We start from the raw sequence: 25,455 nt of genomic DNA on the forward strand, positions 1-25,455 counted from the left end.
AAAATAATTTCTTATTTCTTAAGAATAGATTTCATTAAAATCAATTTGTAAGTTTGAAATAAAAGCTACCGAATTTTTAATATCTACATGTAACTCTCTGTCATTTGAAACAAAAGAAACCGCTTCGCGATAAGCTTTAAGAACAGATTCAATAAATGCTGAAGACTTTAAGGGCTGCCTAAAGTGTAGTGCTTGAGAAGCATTAAATAATTCAATAGCCAATATACGTTCCACATTATGAATTAATGTAAATGCCTGTGTTGCCGCATTGGCTCCCATACTTACATGATCCTCTTGCCCATTACTAGATACAATACTATCAATACTTGCTGGACTAGACAATTGTTTATTAGCACTAACTATACTAGCTGCCGTATATTGTGGAATCATAAACCCAGAATTTAACCCTGGGTTGTTAACCAAAAATGTGGGTAAACTACGTAGTCCAGATACCAATTGAAATACACGTCTTTCAGAAATATTCCCTAATTCTGCCATCGCAATCTTTAAGTAATCCAATGCTAAAGCTAATGGTTGTCCGTGAAAATTTCCACCCGAAATTATTAAATCTTCTTCTGTAAAAATATTTGGATTATCTGTTACAGAATTAATTTCTGTTATAAAAGTTTTCCTAACAAAATCTAACGTGTCCTTACTGGCTCCATGAACTTGAGGCATACATCGAAACGAATACGGGTCTTGAACATGTACCTTATCTTGAGCTATTAATTCGCTGCCTTCTAGAAACTCATTTATGCGCTCGGCAGTTTTTAATTGGCCTTTATGAGGGCGAACTAAATGAACAAGCTCATTAAAAGGTTCTATTCTACCATCAAAAGCTTCTAAAGATATGCTTCCAATTAAATCAGCTAAATAAGATAATTTATAAGCTTTCATTAATAAATGAATTCCGTAAGCTGACATAAATTGCGTACCATTTAACAGAGCCAAACCTTCTTTAGATTGTAATGTTATGGGTTTCCAATTAAATTTCTTCAAAATAGATTCAGTAGTATGAATGGCTCCTTCAAAATAAACTTCTCCTTTACCAATAAGTGGCAGCGCTAAATGTGCCAAAGGCGCTAAATCACCCGAAGCCCCTAAAGAACCTTGTGTATATACAACCGGTAAAATATCATTATTATAAAAATCCATTAAGCGTTGTGCTGTTTCTAATTGCACACCACTATGTCCATAACTTAAAGATTGTACTTTTAAAAGCAACATGAGTTTTATAATGGCCTTGGGAACCAATTCTCCTGTTCCGCAAGCATGCGACATTACCAAATTCTCTTGAAGCTTGGTTAAATTTTCTTTTGATATTTTTACATTATATAACGAACCAAAACCAGTATTAATACCATAAATGGGTGAGTCTTGATTCTTAAGCTTTTCATTTAAATAATCACGACAGGCCTGAATTTTTTTTATAGAACTATCGGCTAATTCCAAAGCTTTATCTTCTTCTAAAATAGCTGAAATAGTTTCTAAATCAATGGATTCTTGTGAAATATAATGGATTGTTCTCATGGCTTTTTAAAAATTGTTCCAAAATTCCACATTCATTATTTATTATGCAAACAATTCAGGACATTTCAGTTATTATTCATGATAAAATTCTATTTTTGAATAAACAAACAATTTAAAACGATGAAAAAAACTTTAATTTTTGTTGCAGCATTAGCCTTATTTGCTTGCAAAGAAGAAGCTCCTAAAGACTATGTGACTTTTTCTGGAAAAATAACCAATAAAAACAGTGACTCTTTAGTTGTAAGAACGCGTGATTATTCAAAAACAATTCAAGTAAATAATGATGGAACTTTTAGTGATACTCTAAAAGTAGATGCTGGTATTTACAACTTGTTTGATGGTGCTGAATCGACATCTATATTTTTGAAAAATGGTTTTGAAATTGACATGACCATCGACACCAAAATGTTTGATGAAACCGTTAAATATACAGGTACTGGAGCCGAACACAGTAATTTTTTAGCCGAAAAGTCTTTGAAAGAAGAACAATTAATTGACGTTGAGTCTTTAAGTAAAATTGCCGATATGGAAACATTAGAAGCAAAATTAGATGGCATAAAAACCGAATTAAGTACCTTTTACAACTCCAATAAAGCCATAGATTCTAGTATTACAAATGATGCTTCTAAAAATTTAGAACCAATGCTAAAATCTTTAAAATCCTATATAGGTTCCGCAATTGCTTTAAAAAATGAATTCCCAAAAGGCACGCCATCTCCAACATTTAGCGATTATGAAAATTATGATGGTACGACTACGTCACTATCTGATTTAGCTGGCAAATATGTATATATTGATGTTTGGGCTACTTGGTGCGGACCTTGTAAAGCGGAAATTCCATTTTTAAAAGAAATTGAAAAAGAATACCACGGAAAAGACATCCAATTTGTAAGTCTATCTATTGATGACGACAGAAGCCACGGTGGCTCATGGGATAAAGCACGTGAAGATTGGAAAGCCATGATTGCAGATAAAGAATTAGGTGGTATCCAGTTATTTGCTCCAAAAGGGTGGCAAACTGAGTTTATTCAAGACTATAAAATTAATGGCATTCCTCGTTTTATTTTAATTGATCCTACAGGTAATGTGGTATCACCAGATGCTCCAAGACCTTCAAGCGATGAGTTAAAAGCGCTATTCACAGAATTGAATATATAATCACTCCTTTTTTCTCATATAAAAATTATAGAGTCGTAACTAGGTTACGACTCTATTTTTTTTAGCTATTTTTTTTCTTTGGTTGTTTTATCTTCAGGATTCTCCGTAACTTTAGGTTGTTCAGGTTGTGCAAATAAATCTAAATAGGCATTACCTATATTTTCAATTATATGTGAGGCTGTCATGGCTTCATATCCCAAGCCTTCTAAAGCAATATCTGCAGATTTACCATGTAAATACACTCCAAAAACCGCAGCCGATAATGAATCATAACCTTGGGCAATTAAACCAGTAATAATCCCTGTTAACACATCGCCTGTTCCAGCAGTTGCCAATCCAGGATTTCCAGTAGAATTAATATATGTTTTATCTTCTAAAACCGTTAACGTATAGGCACCTTTTACCACAATGATTGCATGGTATTTTTTTGAAAAGGCTTTAACTTTATCTAGCTTATCAAAATCATTCTCCCAGGTACCAATTAAACGTTCCAACTCTTTAGGGTGCGGTGTTAAAACGGTATTCCTTGGTAATAATGGTAATAACGTTTTATGTTCTGCTAATAAATTAATGCCATCAGCATCTATAACTAAAGGTGTTTTATTAGTGGTTAGAAATACTTTTAAAGCTTCAGCAGTTTCTTTTTCGGTTCCCATTCCAACGCCAAGACCAATAACCGTTGGTGTTATGTTGAATTGAATATTACTAATCCATTCATCATTTTCATCGGTAATAATCATGGCTTCTGGAAAACTAGATTGAAAAGGTATAAAACCACATTTAGGAACCAAAGCCGTTACCAAACCAGCTCCAATGGACAGAGTAGAACGACTTGCCAATAGGGCCGCACCTATTTTACCATAACTTCCACCAATAATAAGTGCATGACCAAAAACTCCTTTATGCGAAAATTTATCGCGTGGTTTATAAATGGGCAACACCTCTTGCTTCCCAATTAAATCGACTGCTGTTTGGGTGTTAATTAAATACTCGCGGTCAATACCAATATCTAAAACTTCCCATTGTTCGGTATATTTAGCCGTATCCGGTAAGAAGAAAGCAAGTTTGGTAGACTGGAAACTCAATGTATGATTTGCCCATACCACATGATTTTCATCAGATGGAACAGCATCTGTTTTTAACCCAGAAGGAATATCAATAGATAGTGTAAAGGCTTTTGAGGCTCTAAAATGTTGAAATAAATTAACAACCCAATCGTCTGCAGGACGGTTTAAACCAATTCCAAAAACGGCATCAATTATAATATCATCTGACCCTATTTCGGGAAAATCATCTTTAGGCCCAATAAGTGTTGGCCATTTCTTGGTGGTTTGCTTAATTAAATCATAATTCACTAAAAAGTCTTTAGAGCGTGTATCACTAAAATTCACAACATAGGTGTGCACATTATAACCATGATTAATTAAATGGCGAGCTACTACCAAACCATCACCTCCATTGTTACCAATACCACAAAAAATATGAATCGGTACTTGAGCGCCTTGCATGCGTAAATGCAACCAATTAAAAATTTGAATTCCTGCACGTTCCATGAGTTCCGTGGACGTAATATTTTGTCTTTGAGCAGTGAGTTTATCACCTTCGTAAATTTGCTGGTCTGAAAATATTTTCATGATTAATTGGTGGTTTTTTTATTTAATTTAATAAAAAGGATCCTATTTCAAAAATACAGTTAATTTTGAATTCTAAATATCCGAAGTCTAATTTTGTACGATGATTACAATTATTAAAGCAGACGTTAATCATGCTAAATTACTTTCTGAAATAGGAAAGCAAACGTTTATCGAGTCGCATGGCATGAGTGCTCCTGAATCAGACATAACCAATTATATCCATTCTAAATTTACCAAGAATGCTTTTTTGGCCGAATTATCTGATAAAGACACCGTTTTTCACATCTTGTACTACAATAATAATGCTATTGGGTATTCCAAAATAGTATTTAACGTCTCACAAGTTAATATTCCTTTTAAACAGGTTACAAAACTAGAACGCCTTTATGTATTAAAGGAATTTCATGATTTAAAATTGGGTAAAGAATTATTCCATTATAATGTATCCTTATCTAAACGAAATAATCAATTTGGTATGTGGTTATATGTATGGATTGAAAACCAAAGAGCATTTAATTTCTATAAAACCATGGGATTTAAAATTATTGGAAGTTTTGATTTTAAAATTTCGGAAACCCATTCAAACCCCAATCACCAGATGCTATTAACCTATTAATCTAAAGTTGGTAAAACAAAATCATCTAACGCACTTTTTTCCTTCATTAAGGTTTCAATTTCATGAGAGGTTCTAGGAGCTTCTGCTGATAGGTTTACAGGACCATCTTTGGTAATTAAAATATCATCTTCTATTCTTACGGCAATTCCCCACCATTTTTTATCACAATTACTTCCATCAGGAATATAAATACCAGGTTCAACGGTAATCACCATATTAGGTTGAAATGCGCCATAAAGTCCTGGATCGTGAACATCTAACCCTAAATAATGTGAAGTTCCGTGAGGAAAGTACTGTCTAGCTTCTTTATCTGTTTCAGCAATACCTAAATCTATTAAGCCTTTATGAATAACTGCACGACTAGCTGCGTCTGCTGCATTAAATCCATTACCAACTTTTGCTGCTGCAATTCCAGCTTCTTGAGCCTTGTATACTAAATCGTAGATAATTTTCTGCTCATTTGTAAATGTCCCATTAGCAGGAATGGTTCGGGTTACATCTGCCGAATAGCCATGATATTCGGCACCTAAATCCATTAATACTAATTCATTATTTACTTGCATTTTTGTGTTTTCAATATAATGGAGCACACAACCGTTATTACCAGCTCCTACAATACTTGGATAGCCTTCATACTCACTTCCATATTTTTTGTAAACAAATTCATGAATACCTTGAATTTCCATTTCAGACATGTTTGGGTGCATGGCTTTCATTATTTCACGTTGGCCCATGGCCGAAATTCGGACGGCTTTTGTTAGTAATACTAATTCTTCTTCTGTTTTTATCTGACGTAAACCTGCCATTAGTTGAGATAACATTTGGGTGTCCAAATTAGATTTTGGTGTCTCCTGCTCTATTTTTATAATTTGCTGCTTCAATTCCAATCGTCGGTTAGAATCTGTTGCTTGTGCATAATCTATTATTACTTTATCGTTTTTAAGATCTGGATAATATTCCAAAGCACGACCTATATTTTGAGCCACATTGGCACTATTTTCAATATCTGTGGCTTTAATCATTTCATAAATACGCGATTTTATAGGGTCTGGCAATGTGTTTTCATCATAATTTGCTTGTTCTTTAAACTGCTCAATTAAACTATGTAAATCGGCTTGGTTGCGTTTAGAATCGCGATAATCATTATTAAAGTTGTTAAATAACACTTTATCAAATTTAGAATATTCAACACCTGATTTATTAAAATCACTTCCATTAAAAGCCAAATCAAAACCAAGTTTGTTTTTAGCTCCTTCAATACCTAATCGCTTTCCTGTCCATTGTTCTGCTTGCGGATTTTTCTCCTGAACATAAATTAACTCATTATAAACCGTACCCTCTGAATTTGTTTGATTCTCTGAAAACACTACTAAAACGGCATGCGGTTCTTTATAACCGGTTAAATAGTAAAAATCTGGGTCCTGATGGTAAACAAAATCCACATCATTGGCTCTGTTTCTTACAGGATTTGCAAAAAATACAGCTACAGAATTATTAGGCATGCTTTTACGTAATGCATCTCGACGACTTTTATGAAATTCGGCAGATAGATAATCTGTGGGCAGACCTTCTTGGGCTTTAACAAAAAAAGATACACAAACGGTAATAATTAAAATAATAACATTTTTCATGAGTCTGAAGTTTTATGATGAAGTAAATTAAATAGATAAATTAGAATAAGCTCTATTTAATTAAAAAAATTAACAAACTTTTAAGCCCAGATTAAGCATAATCACACACTTTAAAACAGATAAATTTCAATACATTTGTGCCGCAATTGAAGTCTAATTTAAAATTTCCTTTCAAACGGAATATACATATGAAAAATACAGCTTTATCAACAACACATGAAGCATTAGGTGCTAAAATGGTTCCTTTTGCAGGTTTTAATATGCCAGTTCAATATGAAGGCGTTAATATAGAACATGAAACAGTTAGAAAATCTGTTGGTGTTTTTGATGTGTCTCATATGGGTGAATTTTTAATTAAAGGTCCAAACGCATTAGATTTAATTCAAAAAGTAACTACCAATGATGCCAGTAAACTAACAGTTGGTAAAGCCCAGTACAGTTGCCTTCCTAATGATATTGGTGGCATTGTTGATGATTTAATTATTTATAGAATTGAAGAAGAAACTTACCTACTTGTTGTAAATGCTAGTAATATTGAAAAAGATTGGAATTGGATAAGCTCTAAAAATGATGTTGGTGCCGAAATGGTTGACATCAGTGATGATTATTCGCTATTAGCCATCCAAGGTCCAAAAGCTATTGAGGCCATGCAATCTTTAACCAGTCATGACTTATCAGAAATTAAGTTTTACAATTTTGTAGTTGGTGATTTTGCTGGCATTGAACATGTCATTATTTCCGCAACAGGTTATACAGGTAGTGGAGGATTTGAAATTTACTGCAAGAATTCTGAAGTAAAACAAATATGGGATAAAGTGTTTGAAGCAGGTGCAGACTTTGGTATTAAACCAATTGGTTTAGCAGCTCGTGATACGTTACGTTTGGAAATGGGTTACTGTTTATACGGTAATGATATAGATGATACAACATCGCCTTTAGAAGCTGGTTTGGGATGGATTACAAAATTCACAAAAACATTTACAAATTCTGATAAATTATCTGAAGAAAAGAAAGGGGTTTTAAAACGAAAATTAGTAGCATTTGAGCTAGAAGGCAAAGGCATTCCAAGAAGTGGATATGACATTGTTGATAATGCTGGTAATTTAATAGGAAAAGTAACTTCAGGAACCATGTCACCAATGCTTAAAAAAGGTATTGGTTTAGGCTATGTTTCGCCTGAATTTAGTGCTTTTGACACCAAGATAAATATTCAAATTCGTAAAAACGCTGTTCCTGCAACAGTTGTAAAACTGCCATTTTATAAAGGCTAATGCATGATAGACTACCAAAATATTTTAAATAAGATTCACACAAGTGTAACACAGGACCAAGATAAAGGCACTATTGCGCGTTATATCCCTGAATTAGCACGTGTAAATCCCGAACATTTTGGTATGCATTTAAAATTAATTTCAGGAAAAGAATTTGCTGTTGGCGATTCGGAAGTTGGTTTTTCTATTCAAAGTATTTCAAAAGTTCTAACACTTGCATTGGCCATGTCCAAAATTGGAACGCACATTTGGGACCGTGTGGATGTTGAACCATCGGGAAACCCTTTTAACCATTTATCATTATTGGAATTGGAAGAAGGTATACCTAGAAATCCATTAATTAATTCTGGAGCTATAGTTATTGCCGATATTTTAGTGTCACAATTAGAAAACCCAAAAGCTGAATTTTTAAAATACGTTCAAGATATTACTGGCGATTCCACTATTGGTTATAATTTGAAAGTAGCGCAATCTGAAAAAGAAACTGGTTTTAATAATTATGCTGCTGCTAATCTTTTAAAGTCCTTTAATAACCTTAATAATTCTGTTGAGGATGTATTAGACTTTTATTTCCATCAGTGTGCACTAGAAATGACTTGCTCACAATTAACAAAAGCCTTCTTTTTATTTGCTAATAAGGGCAATTGTTTAGCAAACGTGGCGCGTTTAACTAAAAGCCAAGCTAAACGAATTAATGCCATCATGCTTACCTGTGGGTTTTATGACGAAGCTGGCGAATTTGCCTTTGAAGTTGGACTACCAGGCAAAAGTGGTGTTGGTGGTGGCATTACAGCTGTTCTACCAAATGAGTATACTATCTCCGTTTGGTCGCCTGGTTTAAATGAACGTGGTAATTCCAAATTGGGTATGCAAGCACTTGAACAATTTACAACGCTTACCAATCAATCTATTTTTTAACAAGTCGTTCCACAATTAGCCATGTCGGCACAAGAAAACAAACATAGAATTCTTATTTTAGGCGCAAGTGGCTTTATTGGAAACGCCATTTACAAAGAGCTTTGCGCTTATTTTAAAACGTTTGGAACTTACCGAACAGCTAAACGCGAATTTGAAAAGAATCAACACTTTTTTCAATATGATGTAGAAAAAGATGATGTCTTTGAAATATTAGAAATTGTAAAACCCACTATCATCATTTCAGCTTTACGTGGCGATTTTAATGCTCAAGTGATAGCACATACACACATTGAACAATATTTACAGTTGCATACATCGTGTAAGCTGCTATTTTTATCATCTGCAAATGTATTTGATTCTTACAGTAAATATCCCAGTTACGAAACCGATAAAACTTTAAGCGATAGCGTTTATGGGCATTTCAAAATTAAAATTGAAAACATGCTATTGCGTTTACCAAAACGTCAAATTGTTATTATAAGATTACCAATGGTTTTTGGAAACCAGTCGCCTAGAATTACAGAAATGAAAGAATTCATAAAAAACAAAGAGGCCATTGAAGTGTTTCCTAATTTGATTATGAATATTGCTACTGATGGTAAGTTAACACAGCAAATTCATTACATAATTAATAGAAACAAAAGTGGCGTTTTCCATATTGGAAGTACAGATTTAGTTCATCACGACGAGTATATTACTGAAATTATAGATACATTAGGATTTAAAAACGTGCTTTTTAAAAATGTTTACACAACGAATGACGACCGCTATCTAGCCGTTTTACCAAAATATAATTTATTACCAAAACACTTACAATTTACGAGCAAAGATTTTATTATTGAAATTGCTGTTTAATTGATTTTCAATTGTAATTTAGTTACCTTATTACAAATTAAAAAAACACACTATTATGAGTAAATTATCTGAAGAAGATATCGAGAAAAAATTATTGCGCTTTCCAGATTGGGAATATCATGATAATGCCATTCATGCAGAATTTGAATTTGAAAATTTCAAAGATTGCTTTAGCGCTATGAGTCGCATTGCTTTTGAATGCGAAGCTTTAAACCATCACCCAAATTGGAACAATGTCTACAATGTTTTACAAATTACATTATCCACTCATGATGAACATGGTGTAACAAACAAAGATTTTAAATTGGCTGAAGCTATTGATGCCATTGTAGTTCCTGAAGAGGAAGACTAAAATTGTAAACTGTATGCCATTACGGTTTATATTATTTTTTTAAATTTGTCATCAAACAAATTAATTCTATTTAATTCTTAATTTTTATTTTTTATGGGAAGAGCTTTTGAATTCCGCAAAGCACGAAAAATGAAGCGTTGGTCTGCCATGAGTAAAGCCTTTACGCGTATTGGCAAAGACATTGTTATGGCTGTTAAAGAAGGTGGACCCGATCCCGATTCTAACTCCAGATTACGTGCTGTAATTCAGAATGCCAAATCGGTTAACATGCCAAAAGATAATGTTGAGCGTGCCATTAAGAAAGCGTCAGATAAAAGTCAAGGCGACTATAAAGAAGTTATTTTTGAAGGGTATGCACCGCATGGTATAGCCATTTTGGTTGAAACTGCTACCGATAATAATACCAGAACCGTTGCTAATGTTAGAAGTTATTTTAATAAATGTGATGGCAGTTTAGGCACCTCTGGCTCTGTTGTTTTCATGTTTGATCACACCTGTAATTTCCGCATTGAAGCTGGCGATTTAGACCCTGAAGAACTAGAATTAGAGTTCATAGATTTTGGTGCCGAAGAAGTTTTTGCCGATGATGATGGCATATTAATTTATGCTCCTTTTGAAAATTTTGGTGCCATTCAGGCTGAATTAGAAAAACGAAATATAGAAATTTTATCTTCTGGATTTGAGCGTATTCCGCAAGTTACTAAAGCATTAAGCGCTGAAGCTGCTGCTGATGTAGAAAAGCTATTGGAAAAATTAGAAGAAGATGATGACGTTCAAAACGTATATCATACCATGGAAGAAAGCACTGATAACTAGTTTTTTCACATTCATAAAAAACCATACCTATAACATCCTATTTGCAAAACTGTTGTTTTGAGAATAGGATGTTTTTTTATTTAGGTACACAATAATTCTTAAATTGTTTTTTTAGGAACTCCTTTTAATTTTTATATTTTTTATTAAAATGTAACAAATAGTCGTTAAATTCGTCTTAATCTAAAACACGACTATGTTCTTAAAAAACACCTCCCATCAGCTTTTATCTATATGTTTCTTGCTAATTTCTCTGTCCGGTTTCAGTCAAACCATTACTGGAACCATCTTGGATGACAAGAATGCACCAATTCCTTTTGCAACAATACAAATTGGTGAGGATTATGGTGTAATTTCTAATGATGAGGGCAATTTTAACATCCGTATATCAGGCTTTAAGAACACCGATTCGGTTTACATCTCTTGTATGGGTTATGAAAAAATAGGTCTGCAAGTACAAGAGTTCGAATCCAAAGAATACGTTTTAAATGATTTTGTAAATGAACTTTCAGAGGTCTATGTTACAGATAGAAAGTTAGGTGTTGATTCTATTTTATACTACATAAATAAAAATGCATCTAAAAATTATAAGCTAGATCAAACCGCATTAAAAATGTTTGGCAGACGAACCGAATATGTAGATGGAAAAGCCGCTGATTTTGAAATAGAAAAATCATCAAATTTTAAGAAAAAACAACTTGAAGCATTTAACAAAGATTTTGATTTATTAGAACAATCCCTACTGAATAACGAATCCAAACAGTATACAGATATGGTTTCTACGTTGTATATAAAGGATTTAAAAAATGCTAAATTAAAAATTGAAAAGGCCGTTAGACTTTTGGATGAGCGCAATGACCAGTCCTTGGAAAAAATGGCCGATAAAGGGAATGATATTGTATTAAAACATCTTGATACAAGCAAAGTATACACCGTTAAATCGGGATGGTTTACCGTTTCGGATTCCGTTTCATTAAATAACCGAAATGATAAGGTATCCGACTCTATCAATGCGGTTCGGTTTGTAAGGGAAGCTGCCTTCAACATGGTTACTGAAGTTAACCCAATTACAGAAGAACCCGAATTAGATTTCATTACAGATAGCAGAAAATACGATTATGAACTAAAAGACTTTACCTTTTTAGATAATGAAATTGTATATGTCATCGGTTTTAAGCCACGACGTGGTTCAGCAAATTATGTAGGCACCATGTACGTTTCCACTCAAACATTTGCTGTATTACGCGCTGATTATGCTTTTTACCCAGGACGTGAAGGCGAAAAATTAAACTTACGTTTAATTCTTGGTATTAAATATATTGAGAAAAACAAAGCAGGTTCTGTAGCTTATAAGAAAAATAGTGATGGCTACTACTATCCCTATTATATAAAAAGTGAAATAGATCGCTATTTTTACATTAACAGACCTATTAAATTTATAGAAAATGAGAGTCGCGACAAAGTCGCTTTTAACTTTAAAGTGGAGGGCACTTTTAAAGAACGTACAGAAATACTCATGTTAGATGTAAACAACACGACAACAGCTGATTTTAACGCAGTTCAAGAAGGTAAAACTTTAGATTATGAAACCATTCAGCAATATGACGCCTCCATCTGGAAGGATTATAATGTATTAGAACCACTTCAAGAAATGAAAGATTTTAAGGTTGAAGATTAATTTTTTCAAGGGAGCAAGCTCCCTTGTTCATGAAATGAAATTAATGCCTAACTAATGTTTCTTCAATTCCTTCATCGTATTTCATGATAAACTTATCAATTTTGCTTTCATCAATCCCGCAATCTACTATAACGGCATCTGAAAGTAATTTTTTAACGAGTAGTTTTTTATTAAAGATATAGGATTTAGAAGTAAATGATTTTTCTTGTTCAACAAAAACTACTTTAGTATACAAGCCACCATTATGGCCAACACCTGTTCTGATATATTTTAATATAATCGTTTGGTTACCATCCTTTGTAATGATTTCAGCATTGGTGGAACTGCTTGTATAATCCAAACATGAAACACCATCAATTAGAACATCTCCTTTTTTAAATTTAATGTTTTGAGCGTTCAGAGTGCCTAATGTTCCAGCAAAGATTAATGTAAATACTAGTAATTTTTTCATATTAATTTTTAATTATGTTTTATAGTTGTTTAATACTGTTGTTAATCACCAAAATTTTGCTTCCGAACCCCAAAAAAAGTGACTCAAATTTATTTAAAATCTCATGAAAACCTATGAATACGCAGCTACTTTTCCTTCCACGCCTTCAAAAAAGGCTTTCATAAATTTAAAATCTGCTACCAGATCATCCGTAGGATAAAAAGGTTCGGAAATGTTATTTTGTTTGTTTTTAAAGTCTAGAGTAAACATGATAATTGGCACATTGGCAGCTTTGGCAATGTAGTAAAAACCGGTTCGCCATTCGGTTACTTTTTTCCGGGTGCCTTCTGGGGCAAGCGCTAACCGAAATTCTTCGCGCTCGTTAAATAATTGCGCAATAGCTTCTACTTTATTTTGTTTATTTCCACGATCTATTGGTGCGCCTCCAATGGCTTTTAAATACCAACCTATGGGACCTATAAACAATTCTTTTTTGGCTATGAAATTAGATTTTACATGAGCCACTTGCCGTAATAACACACCTATATAAAAGTCATGCCAACTGGTGTGTGGCACAGCTATAAGCACAGCTTTTTTTACGGTATCTTTAGAGAACGTTACATTTCCAGTAATACGCCAACCTAGCACTTTAAAATATATAAATTTAGCTAACTTGCGCATAGTTACATTTTAGAATAAAGCGCTCTTAATTTTTCGCGGGTCATTACTTTTTGCCAGTTTTTACCAATGGCGTTTTCCCATAACGGCTCTAAACTTAAAGCAACATCAATCATTATATTAAACTGCTCATCTGTTAAATTTGTACAAATTCCTTGAGGAATGGTTATGTTGTGTTTAGCGCGCATTTTTTTATACATGGCAACACCTTCTGGATAATATTCTTCAAGATGCTCAAAAACAATGCAGTTTCCAACACCGTGTTTAACACCCAGTAAATAACCTAAACCGTAACTCATAGCATGAGCCACACCCACTTGCGAATACGCAATACTCATACCGCCATGCCAAGAAGCCATCATTAATTTATCGGCAGATTCTTTTTCATCTAGAGTATCGTCTAGGAATATTTCTTTACAAAGTTCTAATGCTTTTTCACCATAACTTTGGCTAAACGCATTGAGGTAGGTTCCATTTAAGGATTCAATGCAATGTACGTAACAATCCATTCCTGTGTAAAACCATTGGTCTTTAGGAACACCTTTTGTTAATTCTGGATCTAGAATTACTTGGTCAAAGGGTGTATAATCACTATTAATTCCCAATTTTCTTACAGGACCAGTTAAAATAGTTGTTCTAGAAACTTCGGCTCCTGTACCAGATATTGTTGGAATACCAACATGGTATATTGCTGGATTTTTAACCAAATCCCAACCTTGATAATCTTTAGATTCTCCTTCATTGGTTATCATGATGGCTACAGCTTTAGCCATATCCATGATAGTTCCGCCTCCAATGCCAATAATACCTGAAGGGCGTTGTTTACAGGTGAGAATAATTTCTTCAACTAAAGCATCTACTTGAGAGGTTTTAGGCTCCTCATCAGCAGAAATAAAAATAACTTTATCATCATAAGCTAATGGAATCCGACCTGATAATGTGGCTTTTTTCTCAAAAACAGCATCTACTAAAAATATAAATGGCGCAGAAACACTTAATCGCTTGGGTGCAATAATATCCTCTAACTGACTAAAACTTCCTCGACCAAAAACAACTCGAGACACCATTGGGTAATTTTTGTAACTCATGTAATATTGTTCTGAAACAGTTTGTTAAATGGGACATATTTAACAGACTATTTAATTAATCTTTCCTTATATTTTTTGCTGTAGGTTTCAATGGATAAATATCGCTATAATTTATGAAATCAACAGACACTATTTCAACAATTCCAATAAATCGTTTAAATTATTTATTGTTTTATAGGCTTTTCCGTTTGTTTCGTTCTCGGAAACTTGCTCATGTACCCATGTGGTATGAAAAGGCACATGAATAGCATGTGCTTTAATATTCACTAATGGCAGTACATCAGACTTTAAGGAGTTCCCTATCATTAAAAATTGGGACGGCTTTATATCCAAATGATTTAACAGTCTGGAGTAATTGGCTTCTTTTTTATCACTCAACACTTCTATGTGGTGAAAATATTCCAATAAACCCGATTTTTCTAATTTCCGTTCTTGGTCTAATAAATCGCCTTTGGTTGCTAATATTAATCGGTATTTTTTTGAACATTCTTTTAATACCTCTTCCACTCCATTAAGCAATTCAATAGGTTTTTCAAGCATATCTTTTCCAATATCCAATATGGCTTGCATGGTTTTTGCCGATACGTTGTTGTTAGACAAATCGATAGCTGTTTCTATCATAGACAATACAAAACCTTTAATACCATAACCGTAAAGTGGCAAATTTTTCATTTCCATTTTAAACAGTTCTTGGTCTATTTTATTTAACGTTTCATAAGGCGCTAATAGTTTAGCAAAAGCTACTTCGGCTTCCCTAAAATAGGTTTCGTTAACCCAAAGCGTATCATCTGCATCAAAGCCTATTACTTTTATGTTATTATAGTTTATTTCCACAATTTATTGGCTAATTCTAAATCTTCAGGTGTATCTATTTCAACACCTTGAACATTGGTCTCCACCATCTTTATTTTTTTACTATACTCTAAATACCGAATGCATTCAATTTTTTCTGATGCTTCCAGTGGTAACATAGGCAATCTATAGAAATCTAAAAGTGCTTCACGCCTAAAGGCATACACACCTTTATGCTTAAAATATTTTACCGCTACATCTTTATCTCTTGGATAAGGAATAGGGCTTCTTGAAAAGTATAAGGCAAACTTATTATTATCCACAATAACTTTAACAGTGTTCGGGTTGGTAATTTCTTCCCATTCGTGGATATGAACCATTAAAGAGGCTAAATCAATTTCCTTTTGTTTATCATCTTTAAAAACAGTAATAAGTTTTTTAAGCGAAGCTACTTCTGTAAATGGCTCATCGCCTTGCACATTAACAACAATGTCTACATCATCCATAAACTCAATAGCTTCCGCAATCCTATCACTACCACACTCATGCTCCTTGATACTCATTATAGCTTTTCCGCCATTATTGACAATTTCATTATAAATAATATCACTGTCTGTTACCACAAACACGTCATCAAACAAATGAGTATTTACGGTTGCTTCGTAGGTTCTTAATATTACCGTTTTGCCTGCTAGATCCTGCATTAGTTTCCCTGGGAAACGTGATGCTTTATAGCGAGCGGGTATCATGGAAATTATTTTCATATAAATAATAGCATTTAATAGTTTCAAAAATAGGATAATTTAACCTCAATTATAAGTTAGTTTACTTAAAACTTTATAAAATTTAAGGATTTAATAAGATGGATGAGAATCTAAAATGAAATCCAAAAAATTAGGAATGCCAAATTAATTTATAAGCATCCTGAGTGTTTATTCTTTAAAGAAATCGTCTTTAAAACCAATTAAATATAACTTTTCTTTAGCTCTTGTAATGGCTGTGTACAGCCAACGCAGATAATCTACAGTAATACCATCTGGCAAATATGGTTGTTCTACAAAAACAGTATGCCATTGTCCTCCTTGCGATTTATGGCATGTTATCGCATAAGAAAACTTAACTTGAAGGGCGTTAAAAAATTTATTGTTTTTAACACCTAGAAATTTTTTATAATTACTGCTTTCGTTCTCATAATCTTTCATGACCTCATGATATAACCGATTGGAATCTTCATATGGAAGCGAAGGGGTTTCGGCTGTTATGGTATTTAATAACAAAACCGTTTCAAAAGGTTTCATTCGCGGATAATCTACCATACGGATTTTAACTTCGGCAAACCGAAACCCATATAATTCTTTAATACTGAAAATTTCCAATATTTGAATAATATCACCATTGGCAATAAAACCTGCATCGGAATTCGGTTTTACCCAATAATAATTATTTTTAACTACCATAAGGAAATCGCCAGATGACAATTCATTTTCATTAAATAAAATCCGATTTCTAATTTGCTCATTATACAAATTAGCACGCTTGTTACTCCGAACAATAATAGCCGTTTCTTCATTACCTAAATCGCTATAAGCATCATTAATGGCATCCATGATTTCATAGCCGTCTATTAGCCTAATAATATCTTTAAAACCATTTAAGTTAAACTGAAAAGTGTCTAGAAAAGGTTGGTCAAGCATTTCACGTAAGCTCGTAGCATTAACTAAAATTCCAGAATCTTGCTCTTGACGCATTACTTCATCCAACTCCATTCTAGTAACGGATTTGTTATAGGTTAACTCTAATGTTGTTTCATTCAGCGCTGGGCTTAAATCCAACTTTACAGGTGGTAATTGGGCTGTATCTCCAATTAGTAATAGCTTACAGTTATGACCAGAATATACATAACTCATTAAATCATCTAGTAAGGAACTACTATCTGAAAATTTAGAATCACTTGGAGAATCCGGAATCATGGAAGCTTCATCTACAATAAAAATAGTGTTTTTATGCTTGTTGGGTTGCATAACAAATTTAACACCACCTCCTTTTTCTTTTTTAGGAAAGTAAATCTTTTTATGAATAGTAAAGGCCTCTTTATTGGAATAATTGGAGATAACTTTGGCTGCACGACCAGTAGGAGCCAATAAAACAGCACTTTTTTTGGCCTTCCATAAATTGGATACAATGGTACCTATAATTGTTGTTTTTCCAGTTCCAGCATAGCCCTTTAGCAGATAGAGATCATTTTTTTTATCTGAAAAAATAAATTCTGATAACTGTTGCAAAACTAGGTCCTGTTTTAGGGTTGGCTGAAACGGAAACTGTTGTTTTACAAGCGAATAAAATTCTTTAGAATTCATTTATGCAGAAGGTTTTTTAAATTTAAGTCAAATATAACAATGATTTTTAGCCTCATTGGCTTTTACGATTAAAAAAAAATTGTAGATTTGCGTACAACCTTAATTCATTTTAATTAAAAACTATGTTAACAATAATTCTAATAGTAGTTGCGGTAATCCTCTTAACCATTGGTTTAGTTTGGCTTGTAGATAAATTTATACCGTCTAAATTTAAACCAGTATTAATTATTCTACTTTGGGTACTTATTGCCTTTTTAGGGTATCAGACATTTATGTCTATTTACAGACCAATACAGTTTAATCAAGAAAAAGACAAACGATACGCACAAGTTATTGAGCGTTTAATAGATATTCGTGATGCCCAATTAGCTCACAGACAAGTAACTGGTGTTTTTGCACCTAATTTCGATAACTTATTAAAGTTTATTGATACAGCCAAATATACCATCACACAGCGTCGTGATACATTGGTTTTAGATGAAGAATTAACCAAGCGTTATGGTGGTGTAGAAACCATGAAAGAATTAACTTTAATTGATACATTAGGTTTCGTACCTGTAAAAGATTCCTTATTTGGGAACTCCACACGTTATAAAGACATGATGAATGTTCCTGTTGGTGAAGCTGGTGCTAAATTTGAAATGAAAGCAGGTTTCCTTGAAGAAGACGATGTTAAAATTCCAGTTTTTGAAGCTTTTGTTAAAAAAGAAGTTGTTTTAAATGACCAAGATAGAGACTTAATACTTCAAGAAAACGAAGTAATTTCTGTTGATGGTGTGAATGGTGATGCTATTCGTGTTGGTTCAATGGAAGAAGTGAAAACAAATGGTAACTGGCCAAAAACTTATGGCGATAACGAGTAAAAACGAACATATTAAGAGTAATAAGAACTTGTCCATTCAAATTAGTTTGAATGGACTTTCTTTTTGTATTTTGAATACAGAAAGTCATACAGTCGTGTTTTTAAAGGAAATTACAAGCGAAAAACGCGAAACGCCTTATAAAATATTAGACTTGCTCATTGATGCCTTTGAAACAGAGAAAGCCCTTCAAGTCCCATTCAATGACATCCAAGTTATTCATGAAAACGAATTAGCAACACTAGTTCCAGACATCCTATTTCAGGAAGATAATTTAGCAGATTACTTAAAATTTAACTCTAAAATACTGCGTTCTGATTTTATTAGTTTTGATAGAATAGACATCAATAAAAGTGTAAATGTTTATGTACCCTATGTTAATATTAACAATTACATTTATGAGCAGTTTGGTAGCTTTTCCTACAAACATTTTTCAACAATTTTAATTCAAAGTATTTTAGAACTGGAACAGAATGAAACAGACACCAAAATGTATGTGCATGTTCAAAAAACACATTTTGAAATTGTCGTTGTAAAAAATGGAGACCTCCTACTCTACAACAGCTTTGAATACGCAACCAAAGAAGATTTTATTTACTATGTATTGTTTACTGCTGAACAATTGCAACTCAATCCAGATACACTTATACTCTCGTTTTTAGGAACTGTTGCTAATAATGATGCTTTACATACCATAGCTTACAAGTACATCAGACATATACGTTTTGCACAACGATATGATGGATATAAGTATTTAGAAAAACCGAAAAGCAATCATGCTTTTTTCACCCTAATCCACAGTTTATAATGCGCATTGTTTCAGGCCTATTTAAAGGCCGAAAAATTACAGCTCCTAAAAAATTACCCGTTCGGCCAACAACAGATATGGCTAAAGAAGCCTTATTTAATATTTTAAATAATCTGTATTATTTTGATTCCGTTTCGGTATTAGATTTGTTTTCTGGAACTGGTAACATCAGTTATGAATTTGCTTCTAGAGGAACCGAAAATATAACAGCAGTTGATGAACACTTTGGGTGTATAAAGTTTATCAATGAAACGGCTGATAGTTTCAACATGAATATAAACACCGTTAAAAGTGATGTTTTTAAATATCTAGAAAAAGCTAATACAGCATTTACTATTATTTTTGCTGATCCTCCTTACGAGTTTCCTTTAGAGGAATTTAGTAAAATTCCAGAATTGGTATTTAAAAACAATTTGTTAGAGCCAAATGGTGTGCTCATTGTAGAACACTCCAAACACACCAAACTTTCCGAATTAGAACATTACAGCCACTCCAAAAGTTATGGTGGTAATGTGTTTAGCTTTTTCCAAATAGCGTCTGACGAGGAATAATAATAATAGATAAAACAGACTAAACCAAACAGTATATAAAAACAAAGCTCCTTGATTTTCAAGGAGCTTGTTTATATAAGTAAATCTATAAGCCGAATTCTGTACCCTTCAATTAAAAATTAAAAAGCCCTTATCATTTATCTGGATGCATTGTTACCAATACATTCTAGCTGCCTACCCTCCAACAATCGCACGTGCCGCGCTCAAACGTTGGTATACATGACATTGCACCACATAGAGTTTACCTGGTTTCACTACAGCATGACCTGTACATACTTTCTGTTGCACTTTTCCTAACCTCACGGCTGGTGGCTGTTAGCCACTATGTTTGCACTACGGTGTTCGGACTTTCCTCCCTGAAATGAATTCAGAGCGATAAGGCGATTTACTTACAAGCAAAATTACAATAAAGTAATTTAGGTTTCTAAATGACGTTGCGTTTTATTTTAAAAGTTTATTGGACGTTTATTACTAGCTACTTTGGGATAGGAAATCTGGTGGGAGTTCTGTAAGTAGGCTGGAATTAGCAATTACTTATAGCCATTGTTTTGCTTTCGTTATTTATTGTTTTTATAGAATTCTAAATTTTCAATAAGTTCTTCGATAGATGGAATAGTTGTTTCAAATTTTGAAGTCAGGCGAATAACTCCGCTTTTGAATAATTCAAGCAAAATAATGAAGTTCTCGTCATCTTCTGCCACGATTCGCTGTATTTTTAACGTGCTTTCATTTAGATTCAACAGACGATTTGGTGCGAGAAAATTTAATTTACCATTTAAGGCATACTCACTTTGTTTTACAAATGCTGATTTAATTACTCCGAAACGCATTCTATACATATTATCAATTTGTCTATTTAAACTGTCTGGTAATTGTTTCCATAATTCAGAGCCTGAAATAGTTGCATAAACAGGTGAGTTTTCATCAAAAAACCATTCATCCTCTGCCAAAGTTTTTAATAAGGATTTTAGATTTAGAGTGTCTATTTGACTATTTTCTTTCCAATAGTTAATTGAAATATCAGACTTACTGATTATAGATTTTCCGTAAGCTAAATCTGATATGAATTCAGTTTTTTTTGATTGTAAGTCAGTAATTAAAACATCAATTAGTTGGTCTTCTTTTTTGCTTTCTTTTCTCTTTTCATTCCAATTATTGATTTGCAATGCTATCAGAATTCCAATAACCACGAGAACAATTTCTCCGATAGCGTATTTAAAATACTTTCCAGTTTTTCCTTCTGAAAGTAATTTTTGTCTGATTTTTCTAAAGAATTTTATCATTGGTTAGCGGTTGATTATAATGAAGCACAACGGTCTTGTATATGGCTCGTAGCGTGTAAATTAGCGATAAATTTTCGGTTAAGCACAGACGTTAGCAATTCCGAGTGGATTCGGACGTAGTCGAATCCGCCGTAATTGCGGTTATACATTGTTGTACACCGTTATTTATATTTTCTTTTTGCAATTAAATATTCTTTTCCGTTGACTGTTTTATACTTTTTAGTCCAAAGTCCATTTTTGTTGTATTTATACCTAAAGTATTCAAATTCATATTTGGCTGGTCCGCCAGTCATATGTATTGGAAACTCTTGTTTAGGTTCAAATTCTCGATGAATTTCTATTACATTGTTTCGGTCGTTGTATTTATAGTAAGTTGTGGCTGTTTCGGTAATAGTTTTTCCGTCCAAATCTTCATAGCTGCTTAATTCTGTTGTTTTTATAATATTCCCATTTTTGTCATACTCTATTAATTCCTTGTAAGGAAGAAGAGTGAATTTTGACGAATCAATTCGTGTTATTTTTTGAGCTTTTCCTTGCTCATTGAAATCGGAATATTTTTCAGTAACTCCAAAATTAAATTCCTTACTAATTAACAATGAGTCATTATATTCCAATTTAAAATTTGAAGTATCATTTACTTTTCCTTCGTTGATGTCAAAAGTATTTATTTCACGTTCTACATTTCCAAATTGGTCGTATTTAAATTCTGTTCGGCTACGCAATTCATTTTTCCAATAACTTTCATAAATTACAACAAGTCCATTTTTTAGGTAAAACTTTTTATTCCATTTTCCCATTTCTATGTTTTTCTCAACATAGAAATCATAATTTTTCAATAATTCATTTTCGCTTTTTTGAGCAAAAGAAGTATCAAAAATTAAAAGGATTATTATGGATGCAAGCAGGTTTTTCACAATTGTTGCTAACGTTGATGTATAAGATTAGTTGCGTGTTTTAAGCACCTAATTTAGCAAATACAAACCGAATAGAAAATCCGCGAGGATTTTCGTAAGCAAGCTTGAACTAGCAATGAATTATACACATTGTTAGTTATAGTTGTTATTTATTCAGAACAATAAACATATCCAATTTGTCCCCCTAAATATCCTTGTTCGTTCGTTGATAGTCCAAGAAAATATTCAGCACTTAATCTTTCAGATATTTTGTCAATAGTACATTCGCACAATTTTTCGCTATTCGGTCTTTTTGAGAGAGCATAATTACAAATGTCCAAAAATTGCTTTTTTTCACTTTCAGTCCAAGGAATATCGTTTTGACTTTTTATATAAATATCCCATAATTTAAAAGCATCTGGTCGTCCTTTGCTTTCAGCTTTCAATTTACTCGTAACAGTTGAGTATTCCAAAAATGATGGACATAGTTCGTGAAGCTTTCTTGAAATATTTTCTTCTTTTTCAGAATCGTAATTCACGAGTTTAATTTGAACGGTTTTTATGTAAATCATTCGGTTACTTTGATAACTGTTGTTTTTAGAATATTGTTTTGAGAATTCATCGCATAATTCTAAAGCAATTTCTTTGTCAGTTTTCGTGTCTTTTTGTTGAGCACAACTCAAGCTTGTTATTAAAAGAAAAAATATTAATGTGTGTTTCATATCAATTATACCTAACGTGTTTGTACATGGATTGTTACATGGTTTAGCACGGGATTTAGTAAACCTGCCTGTCGGCAAGCAGGTAAAAACTAACTAGATAGTCCACGAGGATTTTCGTAATTAGACAAGAGTAAGCAATTACTTATAGTCATTGTTACCTGCTGGTTTTTTAATTCAACAATTTGTTTAACCCTTCTTTTTCAAATAAAATCCGACCAACTTTTATGTTCGACCAACCTTTTTTTAGTTGATAAGTAAAAGTTGGTATATTTTCAATCAATTCACAATCAATATAATAGTTTTCAATTTGTCCATTTGATACATTTTTAAGTTCTTGAATATGAGTTGATATAAAAAAATATGAATGATTGAATTTACTTAATCCGTTTATTGTCGTCTTGCAAATTTCAAAACCATCTTCCACGTTTGTACCGCTAAAAAGTTCGTCAAAAACTGCGAAGCAATGTTTTCCATTACTTGCTTGCTCTACTACGTTTTTAAGGTTCATTACTTCCGTCATAAAATGGCTGTATCCGTTTAAAATATCATCTCTTCTGTTTATTTCAATGGAAAAGTAATCGCAAAATGGAATGTCCCCTTTTGATGCAGGAATACCAATTCCTAAATGACCAAAATACATACAAAGTCCAACAGCTTTAAGAAAAGTTGATTTTCCGGACATATTTGGTCCATTTAAAACAATTACATTACTATTAGTTTCGAGATTGTTTTTGACTGGATTTTCTAATAATGGATGATAAAAATCGCGCAAATTAATTTTGTCCTTGGTAAAAGTCGGAAATGATAAATTGTTTTTTATGATTCCGAAATTAATTGATAGATATGATTCGAACAGGAAAAAAACTTCCCAAAAAGGCCTTATCAATTCTTTTCGTTTGAGCTCATTAATTTTTTCTATTAATTCAATAACGTGATTGTCTTTCAGTCTTTTTTCTCTAATTATAGGCTCAAACTTATGAAGTTCAAAGCTTGATAAAAATTGCAATATTTGTTTTATATCAGAAGCATAATCCTTTGGGAAAGCTTCTAAATTCAATCTTGTAAAATATTTGGATTCTAAACGATGGAAAAACAAAATCAATTGATTCAGTTTGCTTGTGTATCTTATTTTCTCTTGTTTTGAGGCAAATAGTTTATATTTCAATTTTTTCTTTGAAAGGTCTTCAATTTTTTCATCATTAAGGAAAAAATGAACTTCGTTTAAGTATAAAACTGTATAGGAATAGTCCTTTAATATTTTCTGATTTTTAGAGAAACCTTTTAAGATATTCTGACGTTGAATTATATCATTAGTCGATTGCAATGGTTTTCCGAAAATTTCAAGGATTTTATTTCTCGAAAACATATTCAGAGAATAGTTGAATAGAGGTAGAATCTCCTTTTCAATATTTAAGTCGTTAATGTTATTCATTTTCAGTTCAAGGCGTTCTGTTTGTTCAGCTTGCAGGTAAGGTGTTTGTATAAGATTAGTTGCGGTTTTGTTTAAGCCTAAAATTAGCAATTAATTTTATACATTGTTGTGGCACGTATTTTATTTTTTTCGGTATGCAATCATTTCCATTGGTCCAATCGGAATTGCATAAAGTTTTAATAATTCAGTCGTAACTTCTTTGATTGGAATTGAACCATTTCTTTTTCCATTAAAATACATAGAAACAAAAAACGTTGAGTCAATCTGTTCAATCATTTTTTTCTCTCCTTCTTTTCTCTTAAACCGTTCCAATCTTTCTTTATCCCAAAGCTCTTTATTAAATTCAAATTCCGATTCTCGTCCGTTATCAGTCAGCACGAAAGTCATTTTTTCAATATCTTCTTTTTTCAGCGTTGTGATTGTCGGTTCAAGTCGATAAAAGTCACATTCAAAAATAGCGTCTTTGTCATTTGACTTTCCGTCGATAAACCACTTTATGTGATTCTCATTAACGATTTCGTATTTCGAGGTTTTCTCATTGTTATGGTTCAAAAAGTTTCCATTGTCCATTTTTAATGTTGTTGCTTTTTCTTTTAGAGAAAAATCAGTATAAATGTCAACATTGCCATTGTTGATTTCGAGAAGTTGAAAACCAGGATATCCTTTTTTTTCATTTCCAGAGTCAACGTCTTTCAGAATCCATTTTCCATTCATATTTTGTCCAATTACTGAATTAAAAATCAATGTTAATAATATGATGATTGTTGTTTTTCTCATATGTCTTGTCCTGAAATATGGCTACAGGTTAAAATTGAATTAAGCTGATAATTTATATACCATATTAGGTGTTTTATAGTCTAAAGATAAATGTAATCTTATTTCGTTGTATAAATTAATTGCATTTTTTGTTGCTCTTTTAGCGTGTTGTAAGCTGTCAAAGGTCTGGTCAAGGTAAAATTCGTCTTTTAGGATACCGTTTACACGTTCTGCTATGGCATTTTCGTAACAATGGTTTTCTTCTGTCATACTAATATGAATCTTGTTTCTTTTTAAAATTTGTGTATAAACATTGCTACAGTACTGTATGCCTCTGTCAGAATGGTGT

At 32.7% G+C, this 25,455-nt stretch carries 26 protein-coding genes and 1 other RNA gene; 11 read left to right on the plus strand and 16 right to left on the minus strand.

The window, feature by feature from the left end; translation table 11 throughout:
- Positions 1–18 precede the first annotated feature (18 nt).
- A complete protein-coding gene (gene hutH / locus BM239_RS08505) occupies positions 19–1,530 on the minus strand; it encodes a histidine ammonia-lyase (RefSeq protein WP_092207452.1) in 1,512 nt (503 codons plus the stop codon).
- Positions 1,531–1,650: 120 nt separating this feature from the next.
- On the opposite strand from hutH, the gene BM239_RS08510 reads away from it, so the two are divergent.
- The gene (locus BM239_RS08510) at positions 1,651–2,688 is read left to right on the plus strand and encodes a TlpA family protein disulfide reductase (RefSeq protein ID WP_092207454.1); all 1,038 of its coding nucleotides are present in this window, start codon (positions 1,651–1,653) and stop codon (positions 2,686–2,688) included.
- 65 nt (positions 2,689–2,753) lie between these two features.
- On the opposite strand, the gene BM239_RS08515 is transcribed toward BM239_RS08510, so the two are convergent.
- The gene (locus BM239_RS08515; RefSeq protein WP_092207456.1) at positions 2,754–4,322 is read right to left on the minus strand and encodes an NAD(P)H-hydrate dehydratase; all 1,569 of its coding nucleotides are present in this window, start codon (positions 4,320–4,322) and stop codon (positions 2,754–2,756) included.
- A gap of 100 nt (positions 4,323–4,422) precedes the next feature.
- Here BM239_RS08515 and BM239_RS08520 point away from each other — a divergent pair, with 100 nt between their 5' ends.
- Positions 4,423–4,938, plus strand: a complete 516-nt coding sequence (locus BM239_RS08520; protein ID WP_092207458.1) for a GNAT family N-acetyltransferase — start codon at positions 4,423–4,425, stop codon at positions 4,936–4,938.
- Here BM239_RS08520 and BM239_RS08525 read toward each other — a convergent pair.
- A complete protein-coding gene (locus tag BM239_RS08525; protein ID WP_092207460.1) occupies positions 4,935–6,569 on the minus strand; it encodes an aminopeptidase P family protein in 1,635 nt (544 codons plus the stop codon). The genes BM239_RS08520 and BM239_RS08525 overlap by 4 nt on opposite strands.
- Positions 6,570–6,757: 188 nt before the next feature.
- Between BM239_RS08525 and gcvT the strand changes: the two genes are divergently transcribed.
- From gcvT to BM239_RS08555, 6 genes are all read left to right on the plus strand, one after another.
- Positions 6,758–7,840, plus strand: a complete 1,083-nt coding sequence (gcvT, locus tag BM239_RS08530; RefSeq protein ID WP_092207462.1) for a glycine cleavage system aminomethyltransferase GcvT — start codon at positions 6,758–6,760, stop codon at positions 7,838–7,840.
- Between the two features lie 3 nt (positions 7,841–7,843).
- The gene (locus BM239_RS08535) at positions 7,844–8,758 is read left to right on the plus strand and encodes a glutaminase (protein ID WP_092207464.1); all 915 of its coding nucleotides are present in this window, start codon (positions 7,844–7,846) and stop codon (positions 8,756–8,758) included.
- Between the two features lie 21 nt (positions 8,759–8,779).
- Positions 8,780–9,613, plus strand: a complete 834-nt coding sequence (locus BM239_RS08540; protein WP_092207466.1) for a sugar nucleotide-binding protein — start codon at positions 8,780–8,782, stop codon at positions 9,611–9,613.
- A gap of 55 nt (positions 9,614–9,668) precedes the next feature.
- On the plus strand, positions 9,669–9,965 hold the full coding sequence (locus BM239_RS08545; protein WP_092207468.1) for a 4a-hydroxytetrahydrobiopterin dehydratase: 297 nt from the start codon (positions 9,669–9,671) through the stop codon (positions 9,963–9,965).
- 93 nt (positions 9,966–10,058) lie between these two features.
- Positions 10,059–10,781 (plus strand): YebC/PmpR family DNA-binding transcriptional regulator, encoded by a 723-nt coding sequence (locus tag BM239_RS08550; RefSeq protein ID WP_092207470.1) that lies wholly within the window; start codon positions 10,059–10,061, stop codon positions 10,779–10,781.
- Positions 10,782–10,974: 193 nt separating this feature from the next.
- Positions 10,975–12,456, plus strand: coding sequence for a carboxypeptidase-like regulatory domain-containing protein (locus tag BM239_RS08555; protein WP_092207472.1), 1,482 nt, complete (start codon positions 10,975–10,977; stop codon positions 12,454–12,456).
- Between the two features lie 40 nt (positions 12,457–12,496).
- Here BM239_RS08555 and BM239_RS08560 read toward each other — a convergent pair whose 3' ends face one another.
- The 6 genes from BM239_RS08560 to BM239_RS08585 form a co-directional block, all read right to left on the minus strand.
- Positions 12,497–12,907 carry a hypothetical protein gene (locus BM239_RS08560; RefSeq protein ID WP_092207476.1) on the minus strand — a complete coding sequence of 137 codons (411 nt, stop codon included), beginning with the start codon at positions 12,905–12,907 and terminating at the stop codon, positions 12,497–12,499.
- Positions 12,908–13,018: 111 nt separating this feature from the next.
- Positions 13,019–13,567, minus strand: a complete 549-nt coding sequence (locus BM239_RS08565) for a 1-acyl-sn-glycerol-3-phosphate acyltransferase (RefSeq protein ID WP_092207478.1) — start codon at positions 13,565–13,567, stop codon at positions 13,019–13,021.
- 2 nt (positions 13,568–13,569) lie between these two features.
- Positions 13,570–14,652: an iron-containing alcohol dehydrogenase family protein gene (locus BM239_RS08570; protein ID WP_245758214.1), complete on the minus strand. Its 1,083-nt coding sequence runs from the start codon at positions 14,650–14,652 to the stop codon at positions 13,570–13,572.
- 129 nt (positions 14,653–14,781) lie between these two features.
- Positions 14,782–15,486: an HAD family hydrolase gene (locus tag BM239_RS08575; RefSeq protein ID WP_092207480.1), complete on the minus strand. Its 705-nt coding sequence runs from the start codon at positions 15,484–15,486 to the stop codon at positions 14,782–14,784.
- Positions 15,477–16,193, minus strand: coding sequence for a 3-deoxy-manno-octulosonate cytidylyltransferase (kdsB, locus tag BM239_RS08580; RefSeq protein ID WP_177209012.1), 717 nt, complete (start codon positions 16,191–16,193; stop codon positions 15,477–15,479). Before kdsB ends, BM239_RS08575 begins: the two co-directional genes overlap by 10 nt.
- Before the next feature lie 183 nt (positions 16,194–16,376).
- The gene (locus tag BM239_RS08585; protein ID WP_092207484.1) at positions 16,377–17,801 is read right to left on the minus strand and encodes an ATP-dependent DNA helicase; all 1,425 of its coding nucleotides are present in this window, start codon (positions 17,799–17,801) and stop codon (positions 16,377–16,379) included.
- A 122-nt stretch (positions 17,802–17,923) separates the two neighbouring features.
- Here BM239_RS08585 and BM239_RS08590 point away from each other — a divergent pair, with 122 nt between their 5' ends.
- Genes BM239_RS08590 through BM239_RS08600 form a run of 3 tightly spaced genes read left to right on the plus strand, consistent with a single transcriptional unit; the run spans position 17,924 to position 20,020 of the window.
- Complete coding sequence (locus BM239_RS08590; protein WP_177209005.1) at positions 17,924–18,664, plus strand: hypothetical protein; 741 nt, start codon at positions 17,924–17,926, stop codon at positions 18,662–18,664.
- Positions 18,648–19,469: a DUF3822 family protein gene (locus tag BM239_RS08595; protein WP_092207566.1), complete on the plus strand. Its 822-nt coding sequence runs from the start codon at positions 18,648–18,650 to the stop codon at positions 19,467–19,469. Before BM239_RS08590 ends, BM239_RS08595 begins: the two co-directional genes overlap by 17 nt.
- Positions 19,469–20,020, plus strand: a complete 552-nt coding sequence (locus tag BM239_RS08600; RefSeq protein WP_092207486.1) for an RsmD family RNA methyltransferase — start codon at positions 19,469–19,471, stop codon at positions 20,018–20,020. The genes BM239_RS08595 and BM239_RS08600 overlap by 1 nt, the downstream gene beginning before the upstream one ends.
- Positions 20,021–20,092: 72 nt before the next feature.
- On the opposite strand, the gene rnpB is transcribed toward BM239_RS08600, so the two are convergent.
- The 7 genes from rnpB to BM239_RS08635 form a co-directional block, all read right to left on the minus strand.
- Positions 20,093–20,412: RNase P RNA component class A (rnpB, locus tag BM239_RS08605), an RNA gene on the minus strand.
- A 165-nt stretch (positions 20,413–20,577) separates the two neighbouring features.
- Positions 20,578–21,303 carry a DUF6090 family protein gene (locus BM239_RS08610; RefSeq protein WP_092207488.1) on the minus strand — a complete coding sequence of 242 codons (726 nt, stop codon included), beginning with the start codon at positions 21,301–21,303 and terminating at the stop codon, positions 20,578–20,580.
- Positions 21,304–21,464: 161 nt separating this feature from the next.
- A complete protein-coding gene (locus BM239_RS08615) occupies positions 21,465–22,217 on the minus strand; it encodes a hypothetical protein (RefSeq protein ID WP_092207490.1) in 753 nt (250 codons plus the stop codon).
- Positions 22,218–22,366: 149 nt separating this feature from the next.
- On the minus strand, positions 22,367–22,918 hold the full coding sequence (locus BM239_RS08620) for a hypothetical protein (protein WP_143094908.1): 552 nt from the start codon (positions 22,916–22,918) through the stop codon (positions 22,367–22,369).
- A gap of 169 nt (positions 22,919–23,087) precedes the next feature.
- The gene (locus BM239_RS08625) at positions 23,088–24,350 is read right to left on the minus strand and encodes a MutS-related protein (protein ID WP_177209006.1); all 1,263 of its coding nucleotides are present in this window, start codon (positions 24,348–24,350) and stop codon (positions 23,088–23,090) included.
- Between the two features lie 120 nt (positions 24,351–24,470).
- Positions 24,471–25,064: a hypothetical protein gene (locus BM239_RS08630; RefSeq protein WP_177209007.1), complete on the minus strand. Its 594-nt coding sequence runs from the start codon at positions 25,062–25,064 to the stop codon at positions 24,471–24,473.
- Between the two features lie 102 nt (positions 25,065–25,166).
- A partial coding sequence (locus BM239_RS08635) for an integrase core domain-containing protein (protein ID WP_143094909.1) occupies positions 25,167–25,455 on the minus strand: 289 nt, incomplete at its 5' end.

The sequence above is a fragment of the Algorimicrobium echini genome, assembly GCF_900115185.1.
Classification (GTDB): Bacteria; Bacteroidota; Bacteroidia; order Flavobacteriales; family Flavobacteriaceae; genus Algorimicrobium; species Algorimicrobium echini.